Origin of the sequence: Anaerococcoides asporogena (genome assembly GCF_029590275.1) — a bacterium.
Lineage (GTDB): Bacteria > Bacillota > Clostridia > Clostridiales > Clostridiaceae > JG1575.
Genome location: NZ_CP120965.1, coordinates 1189233 through 1207743 on the forward strand (window position 1 = coordinate 1189233; position 18511 = coordinate 1207743).

Consider the following 18511-nt stretch of genomic DNA (forward strand, 5'->3'; position numbering starts at 1 on the left):
GTTACTCAATACAACAACGAAAGCAAGAGGTATAACAATGAAACAGTATGTAGAAATCATTGACATTTTCGCAAGACAGGTGCTCGATTCCAGGGCTTTCCCAACCGTTGAGGTGGAAGTTACTCTGGAGGACGGAACCGTCGGCCGGGCCGCCGTTCCATCCGGTGCATCCACCGGACAGTTTGAAGCAGTGGAGCTGCGCGACGGCGATGCCGATTATTTCAATGGCAAGGGTGTGCTCAAGGCAGTGGACAACGTCAATGAAGTGATCGCTCCGGAACTGATCGGAATGAATGTTCTGGATCAGCCGCTCATTGACAAGGTCATGATCGAACTGGACGGTACCCAGAACAAGAGCAAGCTTGGCGCCAACGCGATCCTGGGTGTTTCTCTGGCCTGCGCCAAGGCTGCTGCCGGATTCCTTGGCCTGTCCCTGTATGAATACATTGGCGGAGTCAACGCCAAAGTACTGCCGGTTCCGATGATGAACATCATGAATGGCGGAGCTCATGCCGACAACAACATCGATTTCCAGGAATTCATGGTGATGCCGGTTGGAGCAGAATCCTTCGCCGAAGCCATGCAGATGGGAGCCCAGATCTACGTTGCTCTGAAGAAAGTCCTGAAGGAACGCAAGCTGGCGACAGGTGTCGGCGATGAAGGTGGCTTTGCTCCTGACCTGGCCAACAATGAGGAAGCCATCAAGGTCATTCTGGAAGCCATCGAGAAAGCCGGTTTCGAGCCGGGCACCGATGTTATGCTGGCCATGGATCCCGCCGTTTCCGAAATCTATGAAGACGGTCATTACCATCTGGCCGGAGAAGGCCGTAAGCTGACATCCGATGAAATGGTGGATTATTGGGAAGACATCGTCACCCGGTATCCGGTGATTTCACTGGAAGACGGGATGGCAGAAGAGGACTGGGATGGCTGGAAGAAGCTGACCGAACGGATCGGAAAGAAAGTTCAGCTGGTAGGCGACGACCTGTTCGTTACCAACGTGGAACGGCTGAAGAAGGGCATTGACCTGGGCGTAGCCAACTCCATCCTGATCAAGCTTAATCAGATCGGTTCCCTGACGGAAACTCTGGAAGCCATTCAGATGGCCAACCGGGCAGGCTACACCGCGGTCATTTCCCACCGGTCCGGTGAAACCGAGGATACCACCATCGCCGATCTGTCCGTAGCAGTCAATGCCGGCCAGATCAAGACCGGAGCTCCGGCACGGTCCGAGCGGGTTGCCAAATACAATCAGCTGCTTCGCATTGAGGAAGAACTGGAAGAAATCGCCGAGTACAAGGGCCTGGATTCCTTCTTCAACATCAAGCGCTAAGTCAGTGACAGAGCCGGCGGTTCGAAGCTGTTCAAATTTTAGTCATTATTTGGACATGGTTAGTTCGAAATTAGCCGGCTTTCCTGCCTTATAATGAGAGTAAGTCAATTTACTATTACAGCACGTAAAGGTTGGAGGGAAAACAAATGGCATTAAGTGAAAAACTGCTGGATATGTTTAACCAGCAGATCAAGCATGAGTATGACTCAAGAAATGTTTATTTTGGCATGGAATCCTATTTAAGAGAACAGAACTGGGACGGCTTCGCCAACTTCTTCCACATTCAGGCGGAAGAGGAAATGGCACACTGCCGGTTCTTCATGGAATACATCGCCTTTGTCGGACATAAGTGGGAAATGAGAGAGCTCAAGGCTCAGACCAACGAATATGAATCCGTTCTGGATGTATTCAAGAAAGGTCTGGAACATGAGAAATTCATCACCGCCTGCATTAAGGACCTGTATGATCAGGCCGTTCTGGACAAGGATTACCATGCTCAGAAATTCCTCTCCTGGTACATCGAGGAACAGGCTGAAGAAGAAGACAACTTCACCACCTGGGTAGCCAAGCTGGAACGGGCTCAAACCGGACCAGGCCTGACCCTTCTTGATGGAGAGGCGGGTGCTCGGATGTTTAATCCCCCGGCAAATCCCCCGGTAAAACCTCTGTAATTAAAACGAATCGCCCGTGATTCAGGCGACAAAAACAGATCGGGCTGCCCTCTTGGGCAGCCCGATCTGTTTTATCCAGTAGCAGTTCGAAATTCGGATCGACTGATCGCTGAGACGGATCCCTATGCTTGATCCCAATGCCTGATCCCAATGCCTGATCCCAATGCCTGATCCCAATGCCTGATCCCAATGCCTGATCCCAATGCCTGATCCCAATGCCTGATCCCAATGCCTGATCACCGAAACTGATCGTTGAATCGGATCGGATAAATCAGGGGCCAGCGGGACAAGTCAGGGATTTATAGAGAAGAGAACCGTTCAATTCATCCGGTGTTACTCAAGCAGATGGTGAGATCAGGCTGTCAGATTCTGAAAGAATGACGCAATGGCGGCGAACAGATCACTGAAGAACTGAACAATGCGGTCCAGCAGGCCGGAAGCCTGGGCTTCGCCGTAGAGTTCCTTGGCCCGTTCAACAATATTGCCGGAGAGGTCTTTCAGCTGCGTGATAACTTCCGCAGAATTGATGGCATCCGTTTTTGAGTACTTTTCAAAGAAGGCGACCAGGCGGTCAATCTGATCCTGAGACAGGACACCATTCAGATTGTTTTTGGCCAGGGCGTCATTGACGATCTTCTGAACATCTTCCCGGGTGATTTTTTTGTCATCGGGCAGATTGTTGTAGAAAATATTAAGTTCGTTCTTGATGTTGATGATGACCTGATCAAAATTCTTGATGCTGAATTTGTCATTGTCGGTGTTTTCCTGGGTGATGTCATTGACTGTATCCAGTTCATCCTGGGCAACTACCATCCGGTCTTCATCCAGCAGCACGCCATTGGCTTCCATGGCTTTGTAGACCCCGGTCAGGGCGGAACTGCCGGTAACGGGACGGACCGCGGCTACATCAATGCGAATGTCCTTGATGCCGGCTGTGATGGCGGCATTGGCATACATGATCTCTGTGATTTCAGTGATGTTGTCAGGAGTTTTGATTTCAACCTTCACGCCTTCGCCATCCTTGAGCCGGGTGACCAGGGCAGACGATATCATGCCTTTGTCCGAGGCGGTTTTGCCGATATACCGCTGAATATCCTTCGAATCGATATTCATCTGCAGCAAGTCTTCTCCGGAAATGCCCAGATGATTGGCCGTTGTCAGGATTTCCTGAGAGTTCAGGCCCGCTCCGTAGACAAAAGTCGGCTTGGACCAGGGGGTCTCTGCCACATTAAGCTCCGCTTTGGCGGCGATGGGTGCTGCAGCAACACTGACAGTCAGAATAAGTCCGCTGATCATTCGAATAATTCCTTGCTTCATCTTTGGTCTCCCTTGTTTTCTCAAATTCTAACGCTTATTTTTCATGGAATATTGCAGTTTTTCGATGGGAAAGTTCAGGTTAATTATAACATCGTGCACTCCCCAGTCTTTTCAAACTGGTTACATTATGGCATCGAGCCCTTAAAGTTAAGTTAAAATTTGACTTGGCATTTCTTGACGAAACGGCTGATTGTGCTATAAGATGGGAATATATATGATCGGCTTTGATGAGAACGAGTACGCAGATAATCAGCAGGACAGAAAGCAACCGGATGATGAGAGGTGCACTGCAGAATCTGCCGAATACATCTCTGAGCCTCACACTGAACAGGTTCCTATTTTGGATCCTCAAGGCTGTGACGTGACCTGCATACGTTACAATGCTAGGGTATGAACGTACCCGAAAAGGCTTCCTGCCGTGAGGCAGGAGTGAATAAAAGGTGGTACCACGGAATATCCGTCCTTTTGCATGGAGCAAAAGGGCGTTTTTATTTTTTGCAGCTCATTGTGCCCAGGATCCTTGGGGTGTTCGGCTGATCAAAAACTGAACATTAGGAAATAAGGTGATCAAGAGGAAAGTGAACAAAGCAGTGAGGTCTGAGGTGAGTGATGAAGTGAGGTCTGACGTGATGTTTGAATTGAGGTTTGAAGTGAATAATGAAGTGAATAACCAAGTGAATAATAAAGTGAGTGAAACAGATAAGACTGAAAAAGGTAGCGAAATGGAAGATAGGGCAGAGGTGAGTCGGATGAATGAAATAATTGGAAAGACAGGGGTGAGTCAAGTGAGCGGATTGATTCAAGAGAGTGGAATTGGTGATTTGAATGGATTGAATGGATTGAATGGATTGAGTTTAACATCTGAGGACAGGGTAGCTGAGACGGAACGGATTTTAGGCCTGATCCGCAAAGGTACTGACCAGGTTGTGGGAGAGGATGATCTCAGAGAGAAGCTGCTGCAGGGCCGAACGCTGGTCGTCAAGCTTGGGCTGGATCCGACTGCTCCGGATATTCATCTGGGGCACACGGTTGTACTGCGTAAAATGAAGCTGCTGCAGGATCTGGGGCATCAGGTTGTCATCATCATCGGTGACTTCACCGGCAAGATCGGGGATCCCTCGGGAAAGAGCAAGACACGGGTTCAGCTGACCGATGAAGAGGTTCGCCGAAATGCCGCCACCTACTTTGAACAGGTCTTTCGGGTGCTGGATCGTGAAAAAACCCAGATCAAGTACAATAGTGAGTGGCTGGGCAAACTGAGTCTGAGTGATTCACTGGCGATGGCCGCCTGTGTCACCGTAGCCAGAATGCTGGAACGGGATGATTTTAAGAATCGGTTTGAGTCCGGAACGCCCATCGGCATCCATGAATTTATGTACCCGCTGCTCCAGGCAAGGGACAGCATAGCCTTGGAAGCTGACATCGAGGTAGGGGGGACCGATCAGACATTCAATCTGTTGATGGGCCGGACCCTGCAGAAATCCTTCGGTCAGTCGCCCCAGGCCGTGATTACGCTTCCGCTCCTGGCGGGAACTGACGGAGTTTTGAAAATGAGCAAAAGTCTGGGCAATTACATCGGAATCAGTGAACCGGCACGAGTCATGTTTCAAAAGGTCATGTCCATCCCGGATCATCTCATCATCAGGTATTTTGAACTGGTGACGGATGAAACGCCTGAGGCGATTGCAGCCGTGCAGACTCGACTGGACGCCGGTGCGAACCCAAGAGATGAGAAACTGACGCTCGCCCGGACGATCACCCGACTATACTGGTCAGAGAATGAAACGGCTGAAGCCGAACGCTTCTTTCGGGAGACGTTTTCTCTGGGCATTCTGCCGCAGGACGTGCCGCTGCTGAGCATTCAGTCTCTGGAAGAATCTGAAATACTGCAGGCGATCAAGCGGTCGACTGCAATCAGCACCAGTGAGCTGCGCCGAATGCTGGACCAGTCGGGGATTCAGGTGAACGGAGAAAAAGTTACCAGTTTGGGGTCGTGTGAATCCGGAGATATCCTGAAAGTCGGAAAAAAGAAGTTCTTTAAGCTGGACTTGCGAGCATAGGCTTTGGCGAAATGCCTTAAGTCAGACCAGATTGTCTGGACAACCTTCGAACAGGGAGGACAGCTCATCCTCCGGGCAGAATGAGGAAAATGATCATGGATAAAGGCGGGCTTATTGCAGCGCAGACAGGACTCGGTTCAGGTATCAAGCAATTCAGGCATGAAGACGCTGAAGGATGAAACGGCTAAGGAATGAAAGAGATGAGGCATAAAAGAGATCAGGCAGTGTGGACTGAAGGCACTGGTATGCAGTGGACCTGGGGGAGACCCACAGGCTCACCCGATCGGTGGTACCCTCCGCTATCTGCCTGGCAGGCCGCTGGGAGAGATGGAATGCCGATGGACCGCCTTGCACAAATTTCTACAAAGTGGCGTTTCGTTGTCAAGTGATTTGTGGTATGATAAAATAAGTTGTTCGAAGTTCCAAATCAGGAGGTCAGATTCATGGCAACTTTTTTAGTCGTAATGGAATTTATCCTTGCGATTGCGCTCATTGCTTTCGTGTTGCTCCAGCCGTCCAAGCAGGATGGATTGAGAGGCTTCATCGGCGGCGGCGCTCAGGATACGTTCTTCTCCAGAAATAAAGGAAGAACCAGTGAAGTCATGTATGCCAGAGCGACCGTCATTATTGCGGTGCTGTTAGCAATTAACACGATCTTCATGCATTATTTTGTGTAAGAATGATTGAATCCGGGGTGCCGGATTTTTTCATTTTTTGGGAACTGAGGGGGACGAAAGATCCGGCAGAAATTGAAAGGGTCAACTTTTGATCTGGGGCATTCTATGATATGATGAAGTAGTTAGTTAGAAAATCAAATAATTTGCATGTCAAAGTAAATAATCACTCCCAAAGGCGGTTCGATTCGCCCGGAGGCAAATCCAGAATGAGGGTAATTATATGATCATTAAACCAAAGTGCAAGAAATTCATCTGCATTAACAGCCATCCAGGCGGGTGCGCCATGAACGTGAAAGAAGAAATCGATCAGGCCAGACAGAGTCATCTGACGGATGGTCCGATGAATGTCCTGGTCATTGGGAGTTCCAATGGTTTCGGATTAAGTTCCCGGATTTGTGCCGCTTACTCCATGGGCGCCAATACCATGGGCGTGTTCAGCTCCAAGCCTCCTTCGGATCGGCGCGAGGCGACGTCCGGCTGGTACAACAGCTATGCGTTGGCAAAAGAACTGAAATCGCTGCCGACCCATCATGTTGATCTGAATGCGGATGCCTTTGATCCGCAGACGAAGGCTCAAGCCATCGACATTCTGCGCCGAGAATTTCCACAGGGGCTGGATTTGGTCATCTACAGCATTGCAGCTGCCCGGCGCAAGGTGGGTGACAATCTCTACAAGTCTTCCATCCGACCGGTTGGAGAGGCCGTCACCACACTGGACCTGGATCTGGAAAGCGGAGTTGTGCGGGAAGTTCAGCTTCAACCGGCCAGCCCGGAGGAAGTCGAATCCACCCGTAAGGTCATGGGGGGAGAAGACTGGGCATTATGGATTGAAGCGCTCCATGAAGCCGGTGTTCTGAAGCCAGGATGCAAAAGCTTTGCGTATACCTACATCGGTTCCAGCCAGACTAAATCCATCTACAATGACGGAGCCATCGGTAAAGCCAAGGATCACCTGGCACAGACCGCCCAGGCCCTGAGCCAAAGCGGTCGGGTCAATGCCCAGGTCATATCCCAGCCGGCGGTGGTCACCCAGTCCAGTTCGGTCATCCCGTCAATTTCGCTGTATATGACAATTCTGATGGAGATATTCCACCAGGAAAAGTATGACAACTCCACTCAGGCACACATCAACCGCATGATGGAGACCTGTTTTCTCAATACGCGGCCAGGTCACCTGGTTCTCAACAATGAGTTCGAGCTGAGCGAGGCCATTCAGCAACAGGTGGATAAAAAGTGGAACTCGATTGTTCCGGGAGAGATTCTTCCGGAGGACATCGGCAATCCGGAACGGTTCCGTCAGGCGTTCCTGAAGCTGTTCGGCTTCGGCCGGACCGACATTGATTACGATGCGGATGTCGAGCATTACCTCGTGTAAATACGATTTCTGCGTAAGGCGTCCGGCCGATTTGCTGTTCGGGATCAAGTTCCTTTGAGCCGGTCTTACGGCGTGTGGCAATCGCCAAGTCAATAGTCACTCAGAAAAAGCACTCAGGGTCAGCCTGCGGTGCTTTTTCTGAGTCGCCTGCTCCGGTCGCCGCCAACGGGAACTGGAAGATGGGTTTCGGGGGGATTTTAGCTTGAAAAAACAACATAAATGTAACCAACAATTGAAGTTTTCATGGCGAATGCGCAGGCAGTGACTGCCTTGCGTATAATGATATAAGAAGAAAGACGAGGTGCATGATATGGATGAAATGAAAATACTGGACATTCTAAAGGAACGACAGGGGAAAAAGTCCCCCACCATGGATGAGCTGGCGTCAGAATTAAACCTTGAGGGGAAAGAATTGACGGAGCTGATCCGAATCATTAATAACATGGAAATTACCGGCCAGGTTGTAAAAACCAAGAAAGGGCGGCTGACCCTTCCGGAAAACCTGGGCTTCTTCAGTGGCCGGATCCAGCTCCATGCCAAGGGCTTTGGCTTCCTGATCCAGGATAAGGTCGAGGGGGAAAAAGCTCGGCCGGACATCTTCCTGCCTCCGGACAAAACCAAAAATGCCATGAATGGTGATACCGTGCTGGTTAAGGTGGATCTGAAGGCCTATGAGTCCGGTGCCCGCGATGAAGGCGAAGTTGTCAGAATCATCGCCCGCAATACAACCACTGTGATCGGGGTGTATCAGGAGAGCGCCAATTATGGCTTCGTGGTGCCGGAGGATAAAAAAATCCGGGAGGACATCTTCATCCCGAAAGGTGAAAGCCTGAATGCCAAAAATAATGATGTCGTCGTCTGCGAGCTGACCAAATATCCCAGCGGCGATAAGAATGCCTCAGGGAAAGTCATCTCAGTGCTGGGCCGTAAGGGAGATCCCGGCGTCGATATGATGACCGTGCTGGCGAAATATAATCTTCCTCAGACCTTCCCCCAGCCGGTTCTGGACTATGTGGACCGCATTCCCAATGTCATCCCGCCCCAGGAACTGGAGCGAAGACGCGATCTGCGCGGTGAAACCATCGTCACCATCGACGGAGCCGATGCCAAAGATCTGGATGATGCCATCAGTGTGGTAAAGCTTGAGAACGGCAATTACAAGCTGGGGGTTCATATCGCGGATGTCACTCATTATGTCAAAGAAAAAAGTGTATTGGATGAAGAGGCCTTAAAGCGGGCGACGTCGGTCTACCTGATTGATCTGGTCATCCCCATGCTGCCCCAGAAGCTGTCCAATGACCTGTGTTCCCTGAATCCCAATACAGACAAGCTGACGTTGTCCTGTGAAATGGAGATTGACAGCCATGGCACCGTGAAGCAGTCGGATGTGTTTGAGTCCGTCATTCGGACCACCGCCCGCATGACCTATAATGATGTCAATGCGATCCTGACGGACCATGACGAGGCTCTCACACAGAAGTATGAGCATCTGGTCCCGATGTTCCGGGAGATGGAAGCGCTCTATGAGATTCTGAACCGAAAGCGGATGCTGCGGGGAGCCATCGACTTTGACTTTACGGAAAGTTACATCGTACTGGACGAAAATGGCGAACCGGTGGATGTGCGTCCCTTTGTGCGCGGCGTTTCCAACCGGATCATCGAGGAGTTCATGCTGGCGGCCAATGAGTGCGTTGCAGAGACCTACCACTGGCAGAACCTGCCGTTTGTCTATCGGATTCATGAAGATCCGGATCCGGAAAAACTGCAGGTGTTCTCGGATATGGCAACGACCATGGGAGTCCCGATTCGATTCGGCGGGGACATTGAACCGATGGATCTGCAAAAGGTTCTGGCAAACGTCAAGGGCACGGATGCAGAACACGTGTTATCAAAACTTCTTCTGCGTAGCATGATGCAGGCAAAGTATTCACCGAATAATCTGGGCCACTTTGGTCTGGCTGCCAAATATTACAGTCACTTTACCTCGCCGATCCGCCGTTACCCCGATCTGCAAATTCACCGCATCATCAAAAAGCAGCTCAACGGCCAGCTGGCCGGACCCGAGCTGGAACGCTATCACGCGGTGGTAGCCAAAACTTCCCTTATTTCCAGCGAGATGGAGCGAGTGGCAGAAGAAGCGGAACGCGAAGTGGATGACATGAAGAAAGCTCAGTACATGCACGCCCGCCTGGGTCAGGTGTTCGAGGGGGTCATCTCCTCCGTCACCAGCTTCGGATTCTTTGTGGAGCTGCCCAACACCATTGAAGGACTGGTTCATATCAATACCCTGCCCATGGATGTCATGTACGATGACCGCCGGATGATTCTGACCTCCGATACCTATGGCACCATGAGCCTGGGTGATCGTGTCCGGGTACAGGTTGCCGCCGTTGATGTGGACAACCGGGAAATCAATTTCGAATTTCTGGGCCGGATCAGTGAGGACGGTGAGTTCACCAAGCGGAAAGATCATCTCGATCGGGATCCTCTGATTCTGGGCACCTTCCAAAAAAGCAAGAGCCGGCAGACTGAACCGAGAAAAGAGAGCAAACGCAAAGGCCCCGGCTTTTTCGAGAAGAAGCGGAAAGACAACAAAAAAGGGAACGGAAAGTCCGGTAGCAAGCGGAAACGAGGCTAATTCAGCCTGAACCCATCAATCGATTTAAACAGTTATCAGGGCCGCCACGTCATGTGGCGGCCCTGATTCAGTTCTGCCGGCAGCAGGTCTGATGGTTGACGCTGCCGGGCATTCCCGGTGATATTGAAGGGAACGAATCTTTGACCAGGTAGGGGGGAGTCAGGCAGTATCCATCAAAGAAAAATCAGTAATACAGTATAAAATGGAAGAATATACTGTTATAGAAACAAAGCTATTTTAAGGAAGATCGCTATGATACAACGGAATATTTCGATGAACGGAAAAATAAAATGATTATATCCATAATAAATAAAATGCCGAAGAGATTATAATCGGGAGATTAAATTGAATATTTTAATTGGTTTCAATTGATTGAAATTAATTATTTTGCTAAAATTAATTATCGGTTTGAATTGTGATTTTCCGTTCGAACCGGGATAAAACGTAAAAATAAATGAGGTGGTGAACGAATGAAAAAGAAACTGCTTTCTCTTCTGCTGGTTCTGGTGATGATGCTGATGGTGACGGAACATCAGACGCTGGCAGAAACCGGTGTTCCGGGGGTCGATGCTCCTGGCGTAGCAGAGATCATGATGGATGCTCCGGGCAATATCAGCTTCAGCCAGGAGGAACTGGATCAGTTTCAACTGGACGGCAAGCTGATCACTTTCAGCGGATTTATTCAATTTATTACGGAAATGAATGAGTTGGTTGGTGGACCCACACTGACATCGCTTCGGGTGACAGGACAGGCCATGGATGAACTGGGAACCTGGACGGACGTACAGAATATCATTGCGTACGAGGGGGATCCCGTAGCATCGAAGGATTACGGTGTATTCCAGGGGCTTTCCTTCAGCGACTTTCAATCCAATCCCTGGACTGTCAGGGAACTGGGATTCTATCAAATTCAGGCAGAGGCTGTATTTTCAAGTGCTGAAATCCTGACCGTTGAATCTTCGGTGTTTGAGATCGCGATGGCGTCTCCGGCAATGGTCATAGCACCACTGCCAGCTCCGGAAGTAGCAAAAATCATCTTGTCAAAATCCGGGGTTTCATCCAATCTGATTATTAGTAGAACAGCAAACTTAGCCAGGGGTAAGGTGCAGAAACCATTCAAACTGGATTTGATCAAAGAAGTTCGAAAAGCCATGGGACCCGGTACGAATTTTAAGGGGGAAACGTCAGCGATTCTGATCAATGACGTGAAGCATGCCAATCCCAGGTACTGGAACAACGTACTGGAATTTTTGAACGGATACGGCTTGAACCTGAGCTATACCTTCGATCAGTATATGAATGATCTGACAGGCGTCATTCCTCAATAACATCTGACGGTCCTTGGTTCCTGCTTTCAATCTATGGCCATCATATGAAAACGAATGGAGCGAGTCGGAACCAGGAATTCAGATCGCTCTGCACACAACGGAAAATCGGCAGAAGTCACCGAAGGCCTTCTGCCGATTTTCTGTTGCCATTATTTTCAATCAGTCCTGCGCAGGCGGTAAACCGATTTGAAACACTCTTACTAATTCTCTGGTTGGCAGCCACGGCCGCCATTGCCGTTGGGATAATTCAACGTTCAAAGGGGAGGGAACGCCGGCGGTTAAACCGAACGGCAGGGGAGCAGCTGGCGAACGTCCTCCAGGAATCGATGGATGCCTTCTTCCAGCAGGTGGTTGAGCGTCTCGGCATGATCAAAATCAGGACAAACCAGAAGGGTACGAGTCAGAATCGAATCAACACCGGGTCCGGGAACTGAGAGATGACTTGCCCCAAGATCCTGATCTTTCAGGAGAGGATAAAGGTCTTGCTGGGCTTTCCGGTTTTTTCCTGCCAGCCAGACTTCGAAGCACTGCTCCCGGTGAAGATAAACCAGAGCAATTTTCAGATTTTGAGATGCCAGGTCATCGGGGATCAGGGCAAAGTATGTCATGTCCATCGTACCGGGGTATATGTAAGAACAGTGCATTTCAGGATGCTGCGCTGCCAAATAGCGCTGCAACTGGGACATGCAGGCCAGGATGATCCGGTAGCCATCCTGGATCAATCCGGTCTTCAAAGCTTCGCTATACATTGAAACAGCTTCATTTTTTGACGGCATGGTCAATCCCTTTCCCCATTCCGGGTAGACGGCGCTGTGAGCAGCTGATCGTTCTTTGCGGGATCAGCTTCAGTCGGTATTAGCTTATTGTGATTCACTGGATCCCGGTTTGGGCTGGCGGAAACGATTGGACAGAAGCTGACCTGCACTTAGAATTACCAGTCCGGAAAAAACAAATCCCATGCCCAGGAGACTGATCGGGGGGAGATGTTCCTGCAGAACCAGCAGACCCAGGAGTGCGGCAGTTACCGGTTCTGCCAGTGTCAGGGTGACTGCCTTGGGAAATGGAATTCTTGCCAGAGCCATTGTGTAGAGCAGATAGGGCAGCGCGGTAGCCAGCAAGCCAAGGTGAAGCGCGGTGGCAAGTCCGCGCATCGAAACCAGCCAGGATGGGTCGGAGGTTATCAGCACCGGGAGGAGCAGGAGGGAACCTATGGCAAATACAGTTCCGGTGACCGTCACGGCTGAATAGTTTTTCAGGAGCTCTTTCGACATGGCGGAATACATGGCATAGGCAAATCCGGCACCCAGATTCAGCAGAACCCCAGATGCGTTGACTTCCATTGCCTGCCCTCCAGTTACCAGAAGCACACACCCGATCACAGACATCAGGGTAGCCGCCAGCCATAACAGGCCTGGATTTGTTCGTTTAAACAGCAGAGAAGCCAGACCGGCAAAGATCGGAGCGCTTCCGATGGTCACAATGGTGCCGGTGGCGACTCCGGTATTCCTGACACCGGCAAAGAAGAGCAGCTGGTAGGCAGCCACAGAGACTGCGGCCAGCAGGGTGAAGCGGTTGAGCCACAGCCTCCTGTCCTTCATGGAACCTTTGAAAGAGGCCGCCAGGATTAAAGCGGCGGCGCCCACCATCAGGCGGACGGCACCGATGGAGAGCGAAGAGGCCCCGGCAGGGGCAAAAGCCTGGGTCGTTCCCGTGGTGCCCCACAGAACAGCTGCCAGGAGCACCAGCCCGGAATAATATGAGTCATCTTTCTTCATAGGTCTTCCTTTCAATGAATCATCATGATATTACCTTAATCATAGCAAATCATGGCTCACCTGACAGGTCGGATTCCCTCTTATGCGGAAATAATTGTGATCTCTGAAAGTCTGAGCTGAACCTGGTGGGATCTAACTGCAACATCGTGGGAGCTGAATTCGTCCCAAAATCAAGAAACCACTGAGATTGCCCTTACAGAGCCGTCTCAATGGTTCAGATCCATCATGTTTGCCTTATCAAAATACTGTCTCACAACATTACAGTCTCATCGCATGATTCCTTCGTCGTTGCTAGAACCTTATGAATAGAAAAGTGAAAGCAGTTGCGGTGGGTAAATAGATAAATCCTTCTGCCCGATGTTTCCTGTAAAAGCTCATTAAGCCGTTCATAAGCAACAGAATGGCAACCGCAAGCCATGAATAGCTTCCTGCGCGGATGTTATTCGTGAGAAAAGAAAGAAGGACGATCACCAATGTGACGGCAATGAGTGAGTATTGAATCTTTGGGAAATGATGAGCCATAATTTAGTCCTTTCACGACAGTTGGTTTTTTATCTGAAGGAGCAGGAAAGATCTGATGTATATATCAGATGGAATGATGATTTACGAATTCATCTCTTTGGTATTGTTCTTATAACATTACATTTAGGAGAAATATTTGTCAACTAATAATTTAAATTGATCTGGTTATCAGTTGCGCTGAATATTAAAATGAACTGCTCCCATTTTCTGCAGTTTTATTTGCTGGCTTTCGGAAGACTGTCGTGAACATTGTCTTCCGTATCTTTGACTGGCTGCGAGGTTCTCCTTTGATCGGACTGATTGCGCCCGTATCATTGATCGTTGGCCTGATCGATTCGTGATTGTCTGGGACTGAAAGACTACAGCAGATCATGCTGGTCAACCTAGAAACATGGAAAAAACCGAACTTCCTGGAACGCTGTTTCAGGAAGTTCGGTTTGGCATTCTATTTTGAAAGAACAAGGGTTGTTCGATTGTCCGGGTCACGGATTGTTCGATTGTCCGGGTCACGGATTGATGATGTCTTTCAATCGAAGTCTCCAGTAAACTTCAATAGCCAGGATTGATCCTGCGGTCATAATCAGGGAACGAGCGGCAATGTTCAAAGGGGGCATATTCAAGGCAAAGAAGCTTCTGGAGAAGGGAATGAGAAAGACACAGAGCAGCAGGAAATTCATGCCGATAATGAGGGCCGTCTTCTTCCGGGTCAGCGGATGAGCCAGGAGGAGAAGCACCCACATGCTGATCAGGAGCAGTGTCAGGGTGGCTGCCGTTCGGGCTTCTTCCAGCGGGGTGCCACCTTGAAGGGCCAAATAGAAGCTGGCTAGGGTAAAAATGCCGGCGATGGATCCGATGGGCAGGACAAACCTTAGGATTCTGCCTATGAAGCCTGGCTGATATCGTCTGGTGTTAGGTGCCAGTGCGAGAAAGAAGGAGGGAATGCCGATCGTGACCTCGCTGACCAGGGAGAGATGTCTTGGCAGGAACGGATAGGGCAGTCCGGCAATTAAGGTGACCAGGTTCAGGATCATGACACACATGGTTTTGACCAGATACAGGTTTGCCACCCGCTCGATATTGGCGATCAGACGTCTGCCTTCCGCGACGATTTTTGGCAGCGTTGCGAATTTGCCGTCCAGCAGAATGATCCTGGCCACGGATTTGGTTGCTGCCACTCCGGATCCAACCGCCAAGCCGAGGTCTGCGTCTTTCAGGGCCAGCACATCATTGACGCCGTCTCCGGTCATGGCAACGACATGTCCGCGGGTCTGAAGCGCCTTCACCATTCGCTGCTTCTGTTCCGGCGTTACCCGGCCAAATACCTCGTAGGTCTCCATGATTTGAGCTACGGCGTCGTCATCATCGGGCAGGGATCTCACGTCATAGGCGCTGCCTCCGTTGGCAATACCGGCTCGCCGGGCCACGCTTAGCGCGGTGAGGGGATTATCTCCGGAAATGACTTTTATTGCGACGCCCTGTTTCTTGAAAAAATTCATTGAAGCCGCGACATCATCTCTGACTTTTTCTTCCAGAAGCACCAGGCCAACCGGTTGAATCGGAGCGGGCAATCTCCTTTGAGTAGGAGGTTTATGGCTCCGAGCCAGCATCAGCACGCGATAGCCTTTTTGCGCAAATTCTTCATAAAGCGCAGCAGTTTGATCCGATGGATGGCTGTCAGTCATCAGGATTTCCGGTGCCCCCAGAATCCAGTGGCCGTGGTCTTTAAAACTTGCAGAACTCCATTTGCGGTCGGATGAAAAGGGAACGGTCCCGGCAACGGTCCAGTGGGGGTCTGGATAATTTGCTTCGATCGCGGCGATGGTTGAATTTTTAGCAGCAACGGCACCGCAAAAGGCACCAAGAACCGTCGGGATATCATATCCTGATTCCAGTTCAATGACTTTGCAGGTCTGAATCGTTCCGTCTGTCAGAGTTCCGGTTTTGTCTACGCAAAGAACATCAACCCTTGCCAGAATTTCAACAGCCGGCAATTCCTGAACCAGCACCCGTTGTCTTCCCAGATTGATCACGCTGACAGCCAGGGCCATGCTGGTGACCAGAACCAGTCCCTGGGGAATGATGCCTACGATTCCAGCAATAGTCCCGATGTAGATGTCATGAGTCGACAGCCCGGCTCGCACCTGGCTGTAAAACAACAGCAGGGCAACCGGAATGATCGCCCGGAAGATCCAGCGCAGCAGCTGATCAATCCCTTCGCGGAGCTCGGACTTTGACAGGCGGAACTTTCTGGCCTTGTCGGCCAGTTCCTGGGCATAGGCCTGGGACCCTACCCTGACTGATCGATACCTTCCTGTTCCCGCAACGGCATGACTACCGGACAGAAGTTCATCTCCCGCGTCTTTCGCAATGGGAATGGATTCTCCGGTCAGGACGGATTCATCAATTTCAAGCCCTTCTTCCGCAACAATGATCCCATCGACTACCACCTGATCACCGGGATGCAGCACCAGCAGGTCGTCCTGGACCACCTGATCGTAAGGAATTTCAAGCTGTCTGCCTTCCCGGATAACTTTTGCTTTGGGTGAACTGATCAGAGCCAGGTTATCCAGGGTCCTTTTGGCGCGGATCTCCTGGATAATACCGATCAGACTGTTAATGATCATCAATAGTCCAAACAAGGCGTCATTGATTGCTCCCAGGAAAATAACAATAAGAAACAGACCGCCAAGTACCGCATTGAACCTGGTCAGGACGTTGGAACAGATGATGTCGGAGTATGTCCGGCTTGTCTTTCTAACATAGGAATTAACTCGTCCTTCCTTGATCCGCTGACTGACTTCAGCTTCCGTCAATCCGTCAAGCAGTCTGGGTTCTTCCATAAGGCACACCTTCCTCCGGTCTGTGGAAAATGCTTATCTTATCTCAATTATACCAGTTTACAGAATAGTCAATGGCAATCTACCGGTGATTCAACGGCTTGTCTTCCGACCGCATGCTATCTTTGACCCGTTGGGCTGGGAGAGGGGAGACTGTCAGGTCAGCTCAGGCATCTTCTTGAACGATTCGAATGATTTTATTTTCTTTCATTTCCAGCAGGTAATTTCCCATCAGAGTTTGGGCTTCGCCCTGTTCCGTGCGATACTGAAGGAAATATTCGGTGCTGATATGATTGTCCTGGAAGATCGCGGAATAGACATTGACTCCGATCAGCTCAAAGAGACCTTCCATCACTTTCGGGCTGTTCTGTCGCACACGATTCAGCCGGCTGCGAAAGCATTGATTATGTTCTTCCAGAAAGTGAATGACGGATTCATCGGGCTCGATGCTGATTGCAGCTTCTGCTGTTTCCAGAAGGAACGAGTCGCAGGGACCGACCGTCTGATTGCACGGCAGGTTGTTGTCATGGCAAAGGCAGATGATTATTGCTCCGACATCATAACTGAGGATTCGAACGGGTCGAAGCAGTTCCACTTGACGCAGCCGTGCGATCAGGCGGTGGATTTCTTTGTCGTATTTGATCGGGCTGAGCTGTCTCAGAACTTGAAGCTCGACATATTGAGCACTGCCCTCGACGACTTCGATGGAACTGTCATAACGGTACTGAAATGGGAAGTCCCGCTCACGAACGGCTCTCAGTGCCAGGAATTCGGCATAAAGCTGTGGATCGAAGGTTTCACACAACTGGGCCAGCAGGATATTCTCGCGATATTTGATGCTCATGCAGTGACTGTCATAGTCATAGCCAAGCAAGGCTTCGATTTCATGGGGAAATCGGCTTTCACCCTGTTCCACCTGATAGGCATGGAACATTTCATGCACAATTTTACTGGTCAGAATGTCCGGATCCATCGGTTGCGGCAGATACCAGATTGCAACAAAATCTCCCTGAAACCGGATGGCGGTATTTCCAACAAATTCTTCTGTTTTTGGCAGGCTGATGCCGTCGAGAATAACTTCTGTATCGTTATATAGCGCAAATCGATGAAGAGAGAATTTGGACCAGACAGAATCCAGGTCCAACCCACTGAGGCGATGCTGGATTTGTTGATAAGTTTCCTTTAACGTCAAAAAAATTCCTCCTGTAGACTGGGCAGAGTCAGGCCATAAGAGCGCTCAATAAATAAGTTGGACCCTGGAATCCTGGGGGTTTATCATGATTCATTCTAACAGGAGTGACTTAGAAGCACATTAAAACGATCGGGTACCAGATCAAACGGGAGATGACGTAAATCGGAAAATATCTTATAATCACAGAGTACACCATTTAATTGCATCCTCTGTATTGAGACGGATGAAGGTGGTCAAAATAACAATAACTGACGAAGTCAGAGAAGGAGAAAACATATGAGAATTGCAGTATCAGTCAATGATCAGGTCATTTCTGATCATTTTGGATTATGCGAGAACTACATGGTTCTGGATGTGGAGGATGGAAAGATCGTCGGTGAGGAACTTCATAAAAATCCCGGCCACGCGCCAGGCGTTACTCCACCAAGTTTTGTGGCGGGTCTTCATGTGGCAGCTGCACTTGGCGGAACGGTAGCACAGGGAGCCGTCGACGTGATGAAGAATGCCGGAGTCGATGTTGTTCTGGGTGTATCCGGCGATCCCAGACAGGCGGCGCTGGATTACGCTTCAGGCAAGCTGAAGCACGATCCGGAGTTTATTAAGAGCTGCGGCGGCTGCTAAGTCCCGTCTTACAGCCATGGTCAGGCAGTTGCTCAAAAATGGAACGATTCCTCGCTGACTTTTAGGCTGAGTCATAAGAGACAGAAACCCCCTTCGATCCGTTGATCGAAGGGTGTTTCTGTCTGTCATCTCACCTTCATCGAGTTGAGCTGTTCTGCAGATAGA

The 18511-nt window shown here is 50.1% G+C and carries 13 protein-coding genes; 8 read left to right on the forward strand and 5 right to left on the reverse strand.

Annotation, left to right across the window (positions count from 1 at the left end):
• Window positions 1–37: 37 nt before the first annotated feature.
• Both eno and P6M73_RS05645 read left to right on the forward strand, forming a co-directional pair.
• A complete protein-coding gene (gene eno, locus P6M73_RS05640) occupies window positions 38–1333 on the forward strand; it encodes a phosphopyruvate hydratase (RefSeq protein WP_277855139.1) in 1296 nt (431 codons plus the stop codon).
• A gap of 146 nt (window positions 1334–1479) precedes the next feature.
• Window positions 1480–2004, forward strand: coding sequence for a ferritin (locus P6M73_RS05645; RefSeq protein ID WP_277855140.1), 525 nt, complete (start codon window positions 1480–1482; stop codon window positions 2002–2004).
• 354 nt (window positions 2005–2358) lie between these two features.
• Here the strand turns inward: P6M73_RS05645 and P6M73_RS05650 are convergent, their stop codons facing one another.
• Window positions 2359–3321 carry a DUF1002 domain-containing protein gene (locus P6M73_RS05650; protein ID WP_277855141.1) on the reverse strand — a complete coding sequence of 321 codons (963 nt, stop codon included), beginning with the start codon at window positions 3319–3321 and terminating at the stop codon, window positions 2359–2361.
• 848 nt (window positions 3322–4169) lie between these two features.
• Here P6M73_RS05650 and tyrS point away from each other — a divergent pair.
• The 5 genes from tyrS (at window position 4170) to P6M73_RS05675 (ending at window position 11399) form a co-directional block, all read left to right on the forward strand.
• Window positions 4170–5381, forward strand: a complete 1212-nt coding sequence (gene tyrS, locus P6M73_RS05655) for a tyrosine--tRNA ligase (protein WP_277855142.1) — start codon at window positions 4170–4172, stop codon at window positions 5379–5381.
• A 443-nt stretch (window positions 5382–5824) separates the two neighbouring features.
• Window positions 5825–6058 carry a preprotein translocase subunit SecG gene (secG, locus tag P6M73_RS05660; protein WP_277855143.1) on the forward strand — a complete coding sequence of 78 codons (234 nt, stop codon included), beginning with the start codon at window positions 5825–5827 and terminating at the stop codon, window positions 6056–6058.
• 220 nt (window positions 6059–6278) lie between these two features.
• Window positions 6279–7433 (forward strand): enoyl-[acyl-carrier-protein] reductase FabV, encoded by a 1155-nt coding sequence (fabV, locus tag P6M73_RS05665; protein ID WP_277855144.1) that lies wholly within the window; start codon window positions 6279–6281, stop codon window positions 7431–7433.
• A gap of 319 nt (window positions 7434–7752) precedes the next feature.
• Entirely contained in the window at window positions 7753–10071 is a 2319-nt protein-coding gene (gene rnr / locus P6M73_RS05670; RefSeq protein WP_489666492.1) for a ribonuclease R, read from the forward strand.
• Between the two features lie 470 nt (window positions 10072–10541).
• On the forward strand, window positions 10542–11399 hold the full coding sequence (locus tag P6M73_RS05675; protein WP_277855146.1) for a hypothetical protein: 858 nt from the start codon (window positions 10542–10544) through the stop codon (window positions 11397–11399).
• 278 nt (window positions 11400–11677) lie between these two features.
• On the opposite strand, the gene P6M73_RS05680 is transcribed toward P6M73_RS05675, so the two are convergent.
• The 4 genes from P6M73_RS05680 to P6M73_RS05695 form a co-directional block, all read right to left on the reverse strand.
• Window positions 11678–12175 carry a DUF7000 family protein gene (locus tag P6M73_RS05680; RefSeq protein ID WP_489666474.1) on the reverse strand — a complete coding sequence of 166 codons (498 nt, stop codon included), beginning with the start codon at window positions 12173–12175 and terminating at the stop codon, window positions 11678–11680.
• A gap of 84 nt (window positions 12176–12259) precedes the next feature.
• Window positions 12260–13174, reverse strand: coding sequence for an EamA family transporter (locus P6M73_RS05685; RefSeq protein WP_277855148.1), 915 nt, complete (start codon window positions 13172–13174; stop codon window positions 12260–12262).
• A gap of 1028 nt (window positions 13175–14202) precedes the next feature.
• On the reverse strand, window positions 14203–16536 hold the full coding sequence (locus tag P6M73_RS05690; protein WP_277855149.1) for an HAD-IC family P-type ATPase: 2334 nt from the start codon (window positions 16534–16536) through the stop codon (window positions 14203–14205).
• 163 nt (window positions 16537–16699) lie between these two features.
• Window positions 16700–17725: a hypothetical protein gene (locus tag P6M73_RS05695; RefSeq protein WP_277855150.1), complete on the reverse strand. Its 1026-nt coding sequence runs from the start codon at window positions 17723–17725 to the stop codon at window positions 16700–16702.
• Between the two features lie 276 nt (window positions 17726–18001).
• Between P6M73_RS05695 and P6M73_RS05700 the strand changes: the two genes are divergently transcribed.
• Window positions 18002–18346: a NifB/NifX family molybdenum-iron cluster-binding protein gene (locus P6M73_RS05700; RefSeq protein ID WP_277855151.1), complete on the forward strand. Its 345-nt coding sequence runs from the start codon at window positions 18002–18004 to the stop codon at window positions 18344–18346.
• The last annotated feature ends 165 nt before the right edge of the window (window positions 18347–18511 follow it).